This is a genomic window from Neobacillus nitrireducens, assembly GCF_030915405.1.
Classification (GTDB): domain Bacteria; phylum Bacillota; class Bacilli; order Bacillales; family Cytobacillaceae; genus Neobacillus.
Map to the genome: position 1 here is coordinate 4,660,142 of NZ_CP133262.1, position 14,579 is coordinate 4,674,720.

Consider the following 14,579-nt stretch of genomic DNA (forward strand, 5'->3'; position numbering starts at 1 on the left):
AAAAGGGTGTCAGGCACCATGTGAAAATTTCACATGGTGCCTGACACCCTTTCCCTTATAGTGCTTTTTCGGTTAGATAAAAGAGGCCTCCATTGATGAAGGATATGTTTATTTTAGGTTCGTATTGTTCTTTTAAGGCTATTTTTTCGGTCTCATAGTTTTCATTTTCATCTTCTATATCTTCGTAAAAGTGATGTAAAAGGCGTAAATCCTGATCCCAACGCTCTCTAGCCTCGAGAGACCAAGTGTGATCTTCCTTCTCAATCACGGATGTAAGATAGGTTTCAATTCTTGTCATTCCGCTTTGAGGTTTCACTAAAGGTGACAACGTAAAGGAATAGTCAGGTATTTTTGGTGTTAACTGTATTTCAAGCAGCCTGTCATGGAAATCCTCAACCATTTTTCCGTTAATGAGCTGTAAGCCGATTGATTTAAAAATATCCCGCTTACGGTCACATTGATAAGAAATCTTAACATTTAGGCAAAGCCAAGGAAGTAAGGGAGTTTGCTTGTTTTGATTCCGATGATTTTCATACAGCCGGATATAACTGGCTAAGTTTTTTGTCGATGCAAAAATTTGATGAAGTCGAGGGGAACCAAAATGGATGATTTCCCCTTTCATATTTTCAGGAGCAGCATCTTGATTCGTGATAAAGGTTAATTTCATTGGGTTGGGAACTCCGCCTATTTTTTCTAAATAGTGCCAGTAAAAAGGCCGGTTCATTAATTCTTTGTCAAGTTCTACTGTCAACTGAACGGTTAAATATCCAGGACCATTTGCCACAATCGTACAATCATTGGCCTGAAAGTAGTTCAATAGAAAGTTATGAATTTCCTGCTGCTGCATGGGATTCTCCTTTCTTCATGTCCTCTGCAAATTCGATCATCGATGATAAATTCTCCATTTTTATGCGCATTTCACCTTCTGAAGCGGATTGTCCAAAAATATCGATTAAATGATCTTCAATATTGCCAAATTCCAACTTTGTTAAAATATCATCGAGCTCGCCGATAACCTTTTCAAATAAATGAATTTTTTCATATAGAAGCTTTAAAATATGTTCTTCGACCGTATTTTTTATCGCAAAATTATAAATCATGACATCCTTTTCCTGGCCTAAACGATGGATTCGTCCAATTCGCTGTTCTAGCCGCATTGGGTTCCAGGGCAAATCAAAGTTAATAATATGGTTGCAAAATTGAAGGTTAATTCCTTCGCCGCCTGCTTCTGTTGCAATGAGGACTTGTGCATGCTTTTGGAATAATTCTCTCATCCAGTCCTTTTTCCCTCGCTTAAAGCCGCCTCGAAAGGGGACAGATGATATTCCATGTTGTTTTAAATACCATTGAAGGTACATTTGCGTGGCCCGATATTCAGTAAAAATAATCACCTTATCATTCACTTTTTGAATTAATTCTAATGCCTTTTCCGCTTTCGAATTTTTCTGGACAGCTTCGACCTTTTTTATTAAATATTGAATTTGTTCTTCGAATGCAGGAGTTGGATTTTCCTTTTTTTGAAGCATATTTTTTAACGTGTAAAAAACTGCCTCTCTGCTGCTGCATGCCTCACGCTGTAATGTCATTACGGAGAATGAACTAGTCTGGACCCAATTCCCTTCACTTTTCAAATCAGTGATTGACTCATAAAGATCTTTCTCCTCTGTGGTACATTCAATCGGAATGGTTTCTACATGTCTCTTCGTCCACTCAATTCCTGTATCAGCACGTCGATTTCGAATCATTACCTTGTTAACTAATTCTTTCAAATGCTCATTGTCATTTAATGACCGTGCATCACGCTTGTACTTTTCAAAAAAGGCAGTTTCGCTCCCTAGATGACCAGGTTTTAACAATGAAACCAGATTAAATATTTCTTCGACCCGGTTCTGAATCGGAGTGGCTGTTAGAAGTAAACAAAATTTCTTTTTTAGATTTTGAACAAATTCGTAGTTTTTTGTTTTATTATTTTTAAGTTTATGTGCTTCATCGATGATTATAAGGTCATAATCTTGCTTGAAAATTATGTCTCGATGTGGATTTCGTTTGGCTGTATCAATCGACGATACGACGACATCACACTGTTCCCAAACATAGCTTTTCCTTTGTGAGATAGCAGGAATAAAAAATTTGCTATTCAACTCCATCGACCATTGAGTAACTAAAGAAGCAGGGACAAGAATTAATACCTTTTTCACCAAGCCGCGAATCATATATTCTTTAAGTATTAACCCGGCCTCAATCGTTTTACCAAGTCCTACTTCATCAGCAAGTATGGCTTTCCCATTCATGTTTTCAATGACTTGTTTAGCTGTTTCAAGCTGGTGTGGGAGGGGGGTTAGATTGGGTAAATGACCAGGTGCCAATAGACCCTTGAAATCCGGAATGACGAGATGTTTTTCAACATTAATAGCTAGTTTAAAAAGCTCCCAATTACCCCATGGACCATCGTTTTCAATTCTATGTAAAAAATCATCCTTCCAGGAGGAATCAAATTCAATTTCGATCGACATGGTTCCAACTCCTTTTGTACAATCCTCTGCTTTATAATTTTCTAATAAAGTTATTGCTCAATGTATTCTGTTAATGGTAGGATGATAATAGCTTTAATGTTTAAAATATTTTAATAAGGTAATTTATTTTATTAGTATAATTAGTATGACCACTTTGGATAATATTATAATGCGAATGATAACAAGGGGAGAGACTACCTATGTAGCGCCGAAGGAGCAAGCAGAAAATGTGAATCTCTCAGGCAAAAGAACTCTTGTTTGACGCAGCTCTGGAGAGCGCTGCTAATTTTAAGCAGCCACCAAAGGGGAAAGCCTTTTTAGGTAAACTTTCAGGTGCAAGGACAGAGACCTTCTTACGTTACATAGGAGGTTTCTGTCCTTTTTATGTTACCCATCGTATAACATGTGCCAAAGATTGAAGGGGGATTAAGGATGTCTGAATTAAAACGAACACCGCTTTTTGAAGTGTATAAGGAATGGGGAGGAAAAACGATTGATTTCGGAGGTTGGGCACTACCGGTCCAATTCTCAAGCATCAAAGAAGAGCATGAAGCTGTTCGAACAAGTGCAGGATTATTTGATGTTTCCCATATGGGTGAAGTAGAAGTAAAAGGCTCTGATAGCTTAACATTTTTACAAAAAATGATGACGAATGATATTTCTAAAATAAAAAATGGAGGTGCGCAGTACACTGCCATGTGTTATGAAAATGGCGGAACTGTCGATGACCTACTGGTATATAAGATTGAAGACAATCATTACCTTTTAGTGGTCAATGCATCAAATATTGAAAAAGATTACAAATGGCTTGAAGACCATTTAACCGGCGATGTCACTTTAGAGAACTTATCAGAAAAAACCGCTCAACTGGCTATCCAGGGACCTCTTGCAGAAAAAGTCCTGCAAAAGCTTGCAGGAGAGACTGATCTAAGTGGAATTGGCTTTTTCAAGTTCCAACAAGAGGTAAACCTAAATGGGAAAAAGGCACTTGTATCCAGAACGGGTTATACCGGTGAAGATGGCTTTGAAGTCTATTGCAATGCTGAGGATGCTGTCGACCTTTGGAGAGACATTTTAACTGCAGGTCAAGAAGATGGAGTGATTCCATGTGGATTAGGGGCACGCGATACCCTTCGCTTTGAAGCGGTTTTAGCTCTTTATGGGCAGGAACTATCAGCTGAAATTTCACCACTAGAAGCAGGAATTGGCTTCGCTGTGAAATTAAAGAAAGAAAATGATTTTATCGGGAAAGATGCGTTAATCCAACAAAAAGAACAGGGCCTAACCAGAAAATTAGTAGGTATCGAAATGATAGACCGCGGGATTCCTCGTCATGGATACCCTGTTTATATAGGTGATCAATTAATTGGAGAGGTTACAACTGGTACACAATCACCAAGCTTAAAGAGGAATATTGGTCTTGCCCTTATAAATGTAGAATATACGGGCCTTGAATCCGAGGTAGAGATCGAAATTCGTGGCAAACGCTTAAAGGCTATAGTAGTTCCAACACCTTTTTATAAAAGAGAACAGTAAAACATGAAGGGAGTTAGGTTTATGAAACATCGCTATTTACCCATGACTGAACAAGATAAGAAGGCTATGCTTGAGGCAATTGGTGTTTCCTCAATTGATGAACTGTTTAGCGATATCCCTGAAAAAGTAAGATTTAAGGGTGAGTATAATATAAAGGCCGCAAAGTCTGAAACAGCCCTGATGAAAGAGCTTTTTAATATGGCTAGTCGGAACGCTGACCTGAAAAGTAATGTATCTTTTTTAGGCGCAGGTGTTTATGACCATTACATGCCAGTGATTGTCGACCATGTTATTTCTAGGTCAGAATTTTATACAGCCTATACACCTTATCAGCCGGAGATCTCCCAAGGAGAACTTCAAGCAATCTTTGAATTCCAAACGATGATTTGTGAATTAACTGGAATGGATGTTGCAAACTCTTCAATGTATGATGGCGGAACTGCACTTGCTGAAGCAGCGATGCTTAGTGCAGGGCATACGAAACGAAAAACAATTGTAGTATCCGATGCCGTACACCCTGAAGCACGCGATGTTCTTAAAACCTATGCAAAAGGTCAGAACCTTACTGTCGTTGAAGTACCGGTTAAAGATGGAGTTACTGATCTTGAGACATTAAAAGGGCTCGTTAACGAGGATGTTGCAGCCGTTATCGTCCAATATCCAAACTTCTTTGGGCGAATTGAGCCGTTAAAAGAACTTGAGGAAATCATTCATGCCAATAAATCAATGTTTGTTGTCTCTAGCAATCCATTATCCCTTGGTGTTTTAACACCTCCAGGTAAATTTGGTGCTGATATTGTTATTGGTGATGCACAGCCGTTTGGAATTGCAACTGCCTTTGGCGGACCGCATTGTGGCTTTTTTGCAGTAACAAACAAGTTAATTCGTAAGGTTCCTGGCCGACTTGTCGGTGAGACAACCGATGATCAAGGCCGTCGTGGGTTTGTATTAACACTGCAGGCGCGTGAACAACATATTCGTCGTGATAAAGCGACCTCAAATATTTGCTCGAATCAGGCATTAAATGCCCTAGCCGCATCAGTTGCAATGACAGCACTTGGTAAAAAAGGTGTAGGTGAGATGGCTGCTGCTAACTTACAAAAGGCCTACTATGCAAAAAATGCATTTAAGGAAGCTGGCTTTGAAGTAGTGTATGACGGTCATTCATTTAACGAATTTGTTGTGAAATTAAATAAACCTGTTAAAGAAATCAACCAAATGCTTTTACAAAAGGGAATAATCGGGGGCTATGATTTAGGCCGTGATTATTCAGAACTGGCAAACCATATGCTGATTGCTGTAACAGAACAAAGATCGAAGGAAGAAATTGATACTCTAGTGAAAGAATTGGGGGATTTGCATGCATAATCAAGACCAGGCACTCATTTTTGAACTTAGTACACCAGGACGCATCGGCTACAGTCTGCCAGAAATGGATGTACCAGAACTAGATCTAAGCGCCCTTCTTCCTGACGGTTATCTTCGTGCAGAAGAGCCGGAACTTCCTGAAGTTTCGGAGCTTGATATTATGCGCCACTACACGGCACTTTCGAATAGAAATCATGGTGTTGATAATGGATTCTATCCTCTAGGCTCTTGTACGATGAAATATAATCCGAAAATCAATGAAAATGTAGCGCGCTTTAACGGATTTGCTCATGTCCATCCGCTTCAAGACGAAAGCTCTGTTCAAGGTGCCCTTGAGCTTTTATACGATCTGCAGGAGCATTTAATCGAAATTACAGGAATGGATGAAGTGACCCTTCAGCCAGCAGCAGGTGCCCATGGGGAATGGACTGGGTTAATGATGATCCGTGCCTACCATGAGGCTAACGGTGATATGAACCGGACAAAAGTAATCGTGCCGGATTCTGCTCATGGTACGAACCCTGCTTCAGCTACGATTGCAGGTTTTGAAACCATAACGGTTAAGTCCAATGAGCATGGTCTGGTCGATCTTGAAGATTTAAGACGCGTTGTTGGGGAAGATACTGCGGCATTAATGTTAACTAACCCGAATACGCTTGGTTTATTTGAAGAAAACATACTTGAATTGGCTGAAATTGTTCATGGAGCTGGCGGAAAACTTTATTATGATGGTGCAAATTTAAACGCCGTTCTTTCAAAAGCTAGACCAGGAGATATGGGCTTTGATGTGGTTCACTTAAATCTTCATAAAACCTTCACAGGCCCACACGGTGGCGGTGGACCTGGTTCTGGACCAGTTGGTGTGAAAGCAGATTTAATTCCATTCCTGCCAAAACCGATTATCGCAAAACGGGGAGAAGAGTTTGTCCTTGATAATGATCGCCCGCAGTCAATTGGCCGCGTGAAGCCATACTACGGAAACTTCGGAATCAACGTTCGTGCCTACACATATATTCGCTCGATGGGTCCAGATGGCCTAAAAGCGGTAACAGAGTATGCTGTATTAAATGCGAACTATATGATGAGAAGGCTTGCTGAATATTATGATCTGCCATTTGACAGACATTGTAAGCATGAATTTGTCCTTAGCGGCAGACGCCAGAAGAAACTAGGGGTTCGCACCTTGGATATTGCGAAACGTCTGCTTGATTTTGGCTACCATCCGCCAACCATTTACTTCCCATTAAATGTGGAAGAGTGCATTATGATCGAACCGACTGAAACTGAATCTAAAGAGACCTTGGACTCGTTCGTCGATATCATGATCCAAATTGCAAAAGAGGCTGAGGAAAATCCAGAAATCGTTCAAGAAGCACCGCATACGACTGTGGTCGGCCGTATGGACGAAACAAAAGCAGCGCGGAAACCAGTTTTGAAATATCAACAAGCTTAATAAACGGAAAGGTCAGATTCATAAATCGAATCTGACCTCTCTTTTTGCGAAACAATTTATTCAAAATAAAAAAAGGCGCCGAAATCCGGTGCCTTAAAGATTTTCTTATTTCTTCGTTTTAACTTTACCGGACCATTTTTTAAACCCGCCTTGAAGCTGGGTTAGTTCTCTATAGCCTTTTCTGTGTAAGAACTGGGCTGCGCGTCCACTGCGCATTCCACTTTGGCAATAGAGATATACCGGCATATCGGAACGAATTTCTTTCATACGCATTTTCATTTGTGACATTGGGATATTACGTGCTCCTAAAATATGGCCGCCTTCGAATTCGTTTGCTTCACGAACATCTATTAGTTGTGCCTTTCTGTAACCTGCACGGAACTCTTCTTCTGTTACCGTTTTAACAATCCTTTTCTGATAGAAAAAAGTGAAAACGGAATAAATGATAACTGCGACGATGATGATTAATAATGGATAAAGTGAATTCAACTTCTTTTTGCCCCTTTCAAGCTATGCTGCACTAATATTTATTATATAAGTCTATCCTATAAAGATAAAGATGAATGCAAAAAAACTTTTCAAATTACGTTATTAATTATAGCAGAAACATCTTATTTTGAATCCATATCAGATTTTGGTAGACTTAAACACGAAATAATTATAAAAAAATGAGGTTTTATAATGAAAAAAGAAGTTTGGCGTTTTATTGATACTGGAAATAGTTCACCATCTTTTAATATGGCCTTAGATGAAGCGTTACTCGATTGGCATAGTGAAGGGAAAATTCCTCCAGTGATTCGATTCTATGGTTGGGATCCGGCAACTCTGTCGGTGGGATATTTTCAAAAGGTTGAGAAGGAAATTGATATGGACGCGGTCAAGGCTCATCAACTTGGTTTTGTCAGAAGACCTACAGGAGGACGTGGGGTTCTCCATGAACACGAGCTTACCTATAGTGTCATCGTTTCTGAAGAACACCCCGAAATGCCTAATTCGGTGACAGAGGCGTATCGGGTTATTTCTGAAGGGATTTTAAAAGGATTTCATCATTTGGGACTTGAAGCATATTTTGCTGTCCCAAAAACAGCAGAAGATAGGGAGGCATTAAAAAACCCTCGCTCTGCAGTTTGTTTTGACGCTCCAAGCTGGTATGAACTAGTGGTGGAAGGCAGGAAGGTTGCCGGCAGCGCACAAACAAGGCAAAAGGGGGTCATCCTACAGCACGGCTCTATTCTGCTAGATCTAGATGAAGATAAGCTCTTTAGTTTATTTAAATATCCGAGTGAAAGAGTTAAGGAACGAATGAGAAAAGCTTTTAAGGATAAAGCCGTTGCCATTAATGATATTAGTCCAAGGGAAATATCACTTGAGGAAGCAAAGGAAGCTTTTTATAAAGGCTTTGCGGAAGGTCTAAATATTGACTTGGAGCCTTATCAATTAACGCAGGAAGAACTTGCATACGTTGAAAAAATTGCAAAAGAGCGCTATGAAAGTGATGAATGGAATTTTAAGAGATAGTCTGAAGCGGCGGATCCGTCGCTTTTTTTCTTGTTAAAACTATAAATATAAAGAAGCAACCTGCGAATTTTGTTGAATTTTCCTGAATTATGCCGAAAATCATCTAATAGCTTTGGTTTACTTTTAATTCTATTATTTTTTGCGTTTGACAAAATGATTAGTAATGGTTCTAAATACAATATATAGTGGTGTCGAAAATATTTTCGGTACTACATATTGATTTTCTCGGGTGTGCTATGATAACCTAACAATACAAACCAACTAGATATAGCTCAAATCTGCTAGATTTAGCACAATAGGTAGATTTAATAATAAAGGAGTTGTTCTGATGTCTGTAGTTTTTAGACAAGCAATGAATATTGATTTTGAAAGGTTGAATGAGGATATTCACTTATACCCTCAGGTACATCCGGTTACCCCAGATATGAAAATAACTCACAAGGGTGTTTCCCGTTTGGTCATGTTAGACCGCTATACTTTTAAAGATACTGCAAAAATTACTCTTACTAACGGCGACTTTGTTGTTTTGACTATTAAAGAGGATCCCAAATTTCCAGCACGTGGCCTTGGATATATCAAGGAAATCGACTGGGAAAAGAAAAGAGCGAAAGTTTTAGTAGAAGAGGAATTCAGGGGAGTGCTCGATGATCCTGAAGAAGCTAGTACTGGTGTGATAGACAGGTCATTAGATGTCATTGAAAAGCCTTTGGAGATCTTCTACGAGCAAATCGCGAAGCGGAATGCAACTGGTCTTGCTTCGGTCGAAGAGACGGAAGAGAAGCGAAGAGAATGGACAGAGCGGTTTTATCAAGAGCTTGTTAACATGAATTTCATTCCAGCAGGACGTGTTCTATACGGTGCAGGGGCAGATACGGATGTTACTTACTTCAATTGCTATGTTATGCCTTTCGTCCCAGACTCACGTGAAGGGATCTCTGACCATCGTAAACAAGTTATGGAGATTATGAGCCGCGGAGGCGGAGTTGGTACAAATGGCTCAACTTTGAGACCGCGTAATACACTAGCTAGAGGCGTGAATGGTAAATCATCGGGTTCTGTTTCATGGTTGGATGATATCGCGAAGTTGACGCATTTGGTTGAGCAAGGCGGATCAAGACGTGGAGCTCAGATGATTATGTTGGCTGACTGGCATCCAGACATTATTGAATTTATTATTTCAAAGATGCAAAATCCTAGAATTCTTCGATTCTTAATTGAAAATACAAATGATGAAACAATAAAAAAACTTGCTAAAGATAAGTTAAAGTTTACTCCTTTAACATTAAGAGAAACGGCAATGTACCAAGGAATTGTTAATTATAAAAATATTCCTGGCTTCGGTGGCTTTGATGCAAACATCATTGCAGATGCAGAAGAAAAGTTATTAACGGGTGGCAATTACACTGTTCATAATTCTGAGTTCCTTACAGGTGCAAACATTTCTGTCTGTCTAACAAAAGAATTTATGGAAGCGGTAGAAACTGATAGTGATTATGAACTTCGTTTCCCATATGTTGAACGATACAATCAAGAGGAAATGAAAGTTTATAATGAGGAATGGCATAAAGTTGGTGATGTCCGTGAGTGGGAAAAACTTGGACATAAAGTACGGGTATATAAAAAGTTCAAAGCGAAAGAACTTTGGAACCTAATCAATATTTGTGCTACCTACTCAGCAGAACCGGGAATATTTTTTATCGATAATGCCAACGACATGACGAATGCAAAAGCTTATGGACAACAAGTCGTCGCAACAAACCCATGTGGAGAACAACCACTTGCACCATTTTCCGTCTGTAACCTTGCAGCTGTTAATCTCGCGGAGATGGCCGATAAGGAAACAAGACAAGTTGACTTTGAAAAGCTTAAGAAAACAGTAGCAGTAGGAGTAAGGATGCAGGATAACGTTATTAATGCTACACCATACTTCCTAGAAGAAAATAAAAAGCAGGCTCTTGGTGAACGACGTGTAGGGCTTGGAGTAATGGGCTTGCATGACATGCTGATTTATTGTGAAACGGAATATGGCTCACCGGAAGGTAACAAACTCGTTGACCAAGTATTTGAAATCATTGCAACAACTGCATACAGAACTTCAATTGAATTGGCAAAAGAGAAGGGGAGCTTCCCATTCTTGTCTGGTGGTACACCAAATGAAACCAATCGATTACGACAAGCATTCATCGATACAGGATATATGAAGAAAATGCCTGAAGATATCCGCGAATCTATTTTAGAAAGTGGTATTAGAAATTCGCATTTACTAACTGTTGCTCCGACGGGTAAAGCAATTGCCCCCAGTGTTCGTAAGAGCGCTGCGTAAACTTAGCTATATGCGGGAAACCCTGGCGTATCTCTTACTACCTTGTCTTGCCAACTTTCAATAGGTAAAAAGGTAAGAGTGTTGGCGAAAGCCTACCAGACAATCCGCAGGGAAGTCGTGGCTGACCCCTCAACGACTACATGCTGAGCAACCATATTAATTGAAAGAACATTCGTTCTGTTTTATACTAAAAGAAAACAGTTCGGAGGTTTACTATGATTAAGAAATGTCTTAACTGTGACAAGGAAATTAAGGTAAAACCAAGTAATTTTGAAAGGAAAAAATTTTGTTCCCGCCAATGCAAATCCACTTTTCATAAAAATAACCCTCCCGATTTCTGAAAGGAACTTTCAAAGAAGAAAAAAGTGGAGTGTGATTTTTGTAGGAAAATTTTGCTAAGAAAACCATCTATAATATTTAAAACAAACTTTTGTAACCAGAAATGCAAACAAGCATATCAAATTCAAAATGGTCATCTGATTAACCAACATTTAAAAGATCAAATTGAAATTGAGTGTGCTTATTGTGAAGTAAAATTTAGTGTACCAAGGAATAGAGAAAATTCAGCAAAATTTTGTTCTAGACAGTGTCTTGGTAAATCTAATGGTATAAGGGGAAAAATTTTATATAAAAATCAAACCTTAGTTACGTGTAGTAATTGTGGTAAAGGTTTTGAAAAAAAACCTTCTACTATCCGACCATTAAATTTTTGTTCTATAGCATGTATGGGAAAATATTATAGTGAAAATAAAATGTTTTCTGGTGAAAATAGTGGTACTTGGAACGGTGGAGATATTGGCTATTATGGACCAAATTGGTTATGTCAAAGAAGACTAGCTAGGGAACGAGATCAATTCACTTGTCAAAATTGTGGAATTACAGAAGAACAATACGGTAAAGAACTATCCGTTCATCATATAATCCCTTTTCGCAATTTTAAAGGAGATTGGGAAAAAGCGAATGAACTATCAAACCTTACTTGTCTCTGTGAATATCCTTGTCATCGAAAAAGACATTCAAAAAATGGTTGATGATATAGTCTGACCCATATGGCGACATATGGAGCGGGTACTAATAACCCCGCCCTCTATAATAGAGAGTAACAAAAGTGAGTACTGGAACAATGGTTGGCGTCTCCACCGGATTAGAGCCTTATTTCTCATTCTCTTACTTCCGAAGCGGACGTCTCGGTAAATTTATCGAAGTAAAAGCGGATATTGTAAAAGAATATCTAGAAAAGCATCCAGAAGCAGATCCAAACAATCTTCCAAATTGGTTTATTTCATCGATGGAACTTTCGACGGATGCACATGCGGATGTTCAATGTGTCATCCAGCGCTGGATTGATAGCTCCATTAGTAAAACCGTCAATGCACCAAAAGGGTATAGCGTAGAGCAGGTTGAAAAGGTATACCAGCGTTTATATCGCGGCGGTGCAAAGGGTGGAACTGTTTATGTTGATGGTTCACGCGATTCTCAGGTGCTAACACTTAAAGCAGAAGAAAATTCCACTGAACAATTATCAATTTTTAATGAAAAACCGAAGCAGCATGTGGTTCTTGTTGATACCATCAGTGAACTTCGCTCAACAAGTGTAACAATCGGTTCTGAAGTAGGTAATACTTGCCCAGTCTGCCGAACTGGAAAGGTAAAAGAAATGGGTGGCTGCAATACATGTACAAACTGTGGTGCCCAATTAAAATGTGGTCTGTAATACGTTTTACTTAGAGGGGGAGAAAATCCCCCTTTTTTTGTTAATATTCTTTCCCTAAAGATACATAATCCTCCATTTAATGCTAGTTTTCTTAAAATAAAGTCGAAATTTGTAATATAACTGTAATCTACCTGTTACTTCGGTGTTATGCTTTTTTTGTATATTAATAGTATCGAAGCACACAGGGGGATTAAACAAGATGTTGAAAAAAATCATGACAGCTATGATGGCTATGACAATTATTCTAAGTTCATTGTTTACCACTATGGGTGATAAAGCGGAAGCGGCCTATTACCATACAAAAGCAATCTCAGTAGCAAAAGCAAATCTCGGCGTACCATATCGATGGGGTGGATTAACACCCAGTGGATTTGATTGCTCTGGTTTAGTGAAGTATTCTTTCGGCAAGGCTGGCAAAGTATTGCCACGGACGGCAGCTGAAATGTTCTACAACAAGGGATACCGTGTGAAATCTTTGAGAACTGGAGATTTAATGTTCTTTTCACAAAATAAAGCAAGCAGACCTAGTCATGTTGCCATATACATAGGTGGCGGAAAAATGATTCAGTCTTCATCTTCAAAAGGTGTTTCAATTGCTTATACAAGCAACAGTTATTGGAAACCAAGATTTATTGGTGCCAAACGTTTTTAACGAAAAAGTTAAGCGGTTTCAATATCGGCAACTAAGGAAGGGACATCGTTTAAGAGCGGTGTCCTTTTTACTTGTAATAAATTTTCTTCTTGTCCACTGTACTATTTATAATAAAAACTGCTTAAAGATGTAAAAATGAGTTCATCTTTAGGAGTGGCTGCTATGTATATAGACGGCGTGTTTTCTGGGGGAGGAATAAAAGGGTTTGCGTTGATTGGAGCGTGCGAAGAAATAGAAAACAAAGGATTACGATTTGCAAGGGTGGCTGGAACGAGTGCAGGGTCGATCGTTGCCGCATTAATTGCTGCCGGCTACACAAGTAAAGAAATCTACCAGTTGATTGACGAAATTGATCTTTCAAAACTTATGGATGCACGTAAAACAATTATTCCCTTTCCCTTTGCAAAATGGTTGTTTGTCTATTGGAAGTTAGGGCTTTATAAAGGCAATATGCTTGAAAAATGGCTTTGTGAAAAACTTGAAGCCAAGGGATTAAAGACCTTCGCGGATTTGCCCCCACATGCACTTCGAGTGATTGGATCGGACCTTTCGAATGGCCAAATGATCGTTTTTCCTGATGATCTACCGAAATATGGAATTTCGCCCGGCTCCTTCCCGATTGCAAAAGCAATTAGAATTAGCTGCAGTATCCCCTATTTCTTTGAACCTGTTAAAATCCACTCAAGGGACGGTATCAATATTTTAGTTGATGGCGGAGTACTAAGTAATTTTCCCATGTGGCTATTTGACAGGGATAATGCACAAAAAGTAAGACCTGTTCTGGGTATTAAATTAAGCTCAAGTGAGTATGAACGTGAAAAACATAAAATAAAGAACGCGATTCAACTTTTTGGAGCCCTTTTTGAAACCATGAAGGATGCCCACGATTCGAGGTACATTTCAAAAAAACATGTTAAGAATATCATCTTTATCCCCACTGAAGGTTTTTTATCCACTGAATTTGGTTTGACAGAGGAAAGGAAACGTGCCCTTTACGATTTAGGCCGAGAGAAAGCAAAACAATTTTTGAAAACATGGGGATATTAATTCGTTAGCCACATATAAAAGTTTACATGAAAAAATCGAGCGCTTATAAAGACGCTCGATTTTTCTTTTTACCCTTTTTGCCGTCGATAACGGTTAAATGAGCAGGAGATTTCTTTTTTGTCTTGTTGCTTTTCTTTAATGATGCAAGAGTCCCAAGAGAGGAGGTCTTTACAGTCCCGTCTCCACTCTTATGCTGTAATCGTTTTTTTGATTTTTTGGCGGCCTTAAGAAATGCACGCTGCTCTTTTTTCTGAGGGCTTGATTTGGAAAACTTTCTCACAAGGAGATAAACAGCTAAAACAATCAATGCGATGACAGCTATTCTCTGAATGAAACCGGCAGGATTAGCTGTAAATGTACCAACAAGGCCAAGTAAAGCAAGAATGATAAGTCCCCCAACAACAACATTAACAAATGTCCGATTTTTCAAGAAAGCCACCTCCCTAAGAGCATCT

Annotated in this window: 11 protein-coding genes, 2 pseudogenes and 1 riboswitch; of the genes and pseudogenes, 9 read left to right on the top strand and 4 right to left on the bottom strand. The window is 39.1% G+C overall.

All coding sequences use genetic code 11. The features are described from left to right. Window positions 1-55 precede the first annotated feature (55 nt). Together RCG22_RS22715 and RCG22_RS22720 are read right to left on the bottom strand one after the other, a co-directional pair. On the bottom strand, window positions 56-847 hold the full coding sequence (locus tag RCG22_RS22715; RefSeq protein ID WP_308104816.1) for a YqhG family protein: 792 nt from the start codon (window positions 845-847) through the stop codon (window positions 56-58). Continuing rightward, entirely contained in the window at window positions 825-2,513 is a 1,689-nt protein-coding gene (locus RCG22_RS22720; protein WP_308104817.1) for a DEAD/DEAH box helicase, read from the bottom strand. Before RCG22_RS22720 ends, RCG22_RS22715 begins: the two co-directional genes overlap by 23 nt. A 175-nt stretch (window positions 2,514-2,688) precedes the next feature. After that, window positions 2,689-2,777: riboswitch (glycine riboswitch) on the top strand. Window positions 2,778-2,945: 168 nt separating this feature from the next. On the opposite strand from RCG22_RS22720, the gene gcvT reads away from it, so the two are divergent. The 3 genes from gcvT to gcvPB are packed head-to-tail and all read left to right on the top strand — an operon-like array spanning window position 2,946 to window position 6,870. Continuing rightward, window positions 2,946-4,049 (top strand): glycine cleavage system aminomethyltransferase GcvT, encoded by a 1,104-nt coding sequence (gene gcvT, locus RCG22_RS22725; protein ID WP_308104818.1) that lies wholly within the window; start codon window positions 2,946-2,948, stop codon window positions 4,047-4,049. 21 nt (window positions 4,050-4,070) lie between these two features. Then, on the top strand, window positions 4,071-5,417 hold the full coding sequence (gene gcvPA, locus RCG22_RS22730; protein ID WP_308104819.1) for an aminomethyl-transferring glycine dehydrogenase subunit GcvPA: 1,347 nt from the start codon (window positions 4,071-4,073) through the stop codon (window positions 5,415-5,417). Continuing rightward, complete coding sequence (gcvPB, locus tag RCG22_RS22735) at window positions 5,410-6,870, top strand: aminomethyl-transferring glycine dehydrogenase subunit GcvPB (protein ID WP_308104820.1); 1,461 nt, start codon at window positions 5,410-5,412, stop codon at window positions 6,868-6,870. The genes gcvPA and gcvPB overlap by 8 nt, the downstream gene beginning before the upstream one ends. 105 nt (window positions 6,871-6,975) lie before the next feature. Here the strand turns inward: gcvPB and RCG22_RS22740 are convergent, their stop codons facing one another. Beyond that, window positions 6,976-7,359 carry a rhodanese-like domain-containing protein gene (locus RCG22_RS22740; RefSeq protein ID WP_066257555.1) on the bottom strand — a complete coding sequence of 128 codons (384 nt, stop codon included), beginning with the start codon at window positions 7,357-7,359 and terminating at the stop codon, window positions 6,976-6,978. Window positions 7,360-7,551: 192 nt separating this feature from the next. Between RCG22_RS22740 and RCG22_RS22745 the strand changes: the two genes are divergently transcribed. The 6 genes and pseudogenes from RCG22_RS22745 to RCG22_RS22770 all read left to right on the top strand — a co-directional run bounded on the left by RCG22_RS22745 (window position 7,552) and on the right by RCG22_RS22770 (window position 14,124). Further along, window positions 7,552-8,388: a lipoate--protein ligase family protein gene (locus RCG22_RS22745; RefSeq protein WP_308104821.1), complete on the top strand. Its 837-nt coding sequence runs from the start codon at window positions 7,552-7,554 to the stop codon at window positions 8,386-8,388. Between the two features lie 328 nt (window positions 8,389-8,716). Beyond that, window positions 8,717-10,672, top strand: a pseudogene (locus tag RCG22_RS22750) (vitamin B12-dependent ribonucleotide reductase); the annotation flags it as partial. Between the two features lie 431 nt (window positions 10,673-11,103). Beyond that, window positions 11,104-11,742: an HNH endonuclease gene (locus RCG22_RS22755; protein ID WP_308104822.1), complete on the top strand. Its 639-nt coding sequence runs from the start codon at window positions 11,104-11,106 to the stop codon at window positions 11,740-11,742. An 80-nt stretch (window positions 11,743-11,822) separates the two neighbouring features. Further along, window positions 11,823-12,425 (top strand): annotated as a pseudogene (locus RCG22_RS22760) (hypothetical protein); the annotation flags it as partial. A gap of 199 nt (window positions 12,426-12,624) precedes the next feature. Next, a complete protein-coding gene (locus RCG22_RS22765; RefSeq protein WP_176525416.1) occupies window positions 12,625-13,077 on the top strand; it encodes a C40 family peptidase in 453 nt (150 codons plus the stop codon). A gap of 162 nt (window positions 13,078-13,239) precedes the next feature. Beyond that, complete coding sequence (locus RCG22_RS22770) at window positions 13,240-14,124, top strand: patatin-like phospholipase family protein (protein ID WP_308104823.1); 885 nt, start codon at window positions 13,240-13,242, stop codon at window positions 14,122-14,124. A 43-nt stretch (window positions 14,125-14,167) separates the two neighbouring features. Here the strand turns inward: RCG22_RS22770 and RCG22_RS22775 are convergent, their stop codons facing one another. Further along, complete coding sequence (locus RCG22_RS22775; RefSeq protein ID WP_308104824.1) at window positions 14,168-14,563, bottom strand: SA1362 family protein; 396 nt, start codon at window positions 14,561-14,563, stop codon at window positions 14,168-14,170. Between the last annotated feature and the right edge of the window lie 16 nt (window positions 14,564-14,579).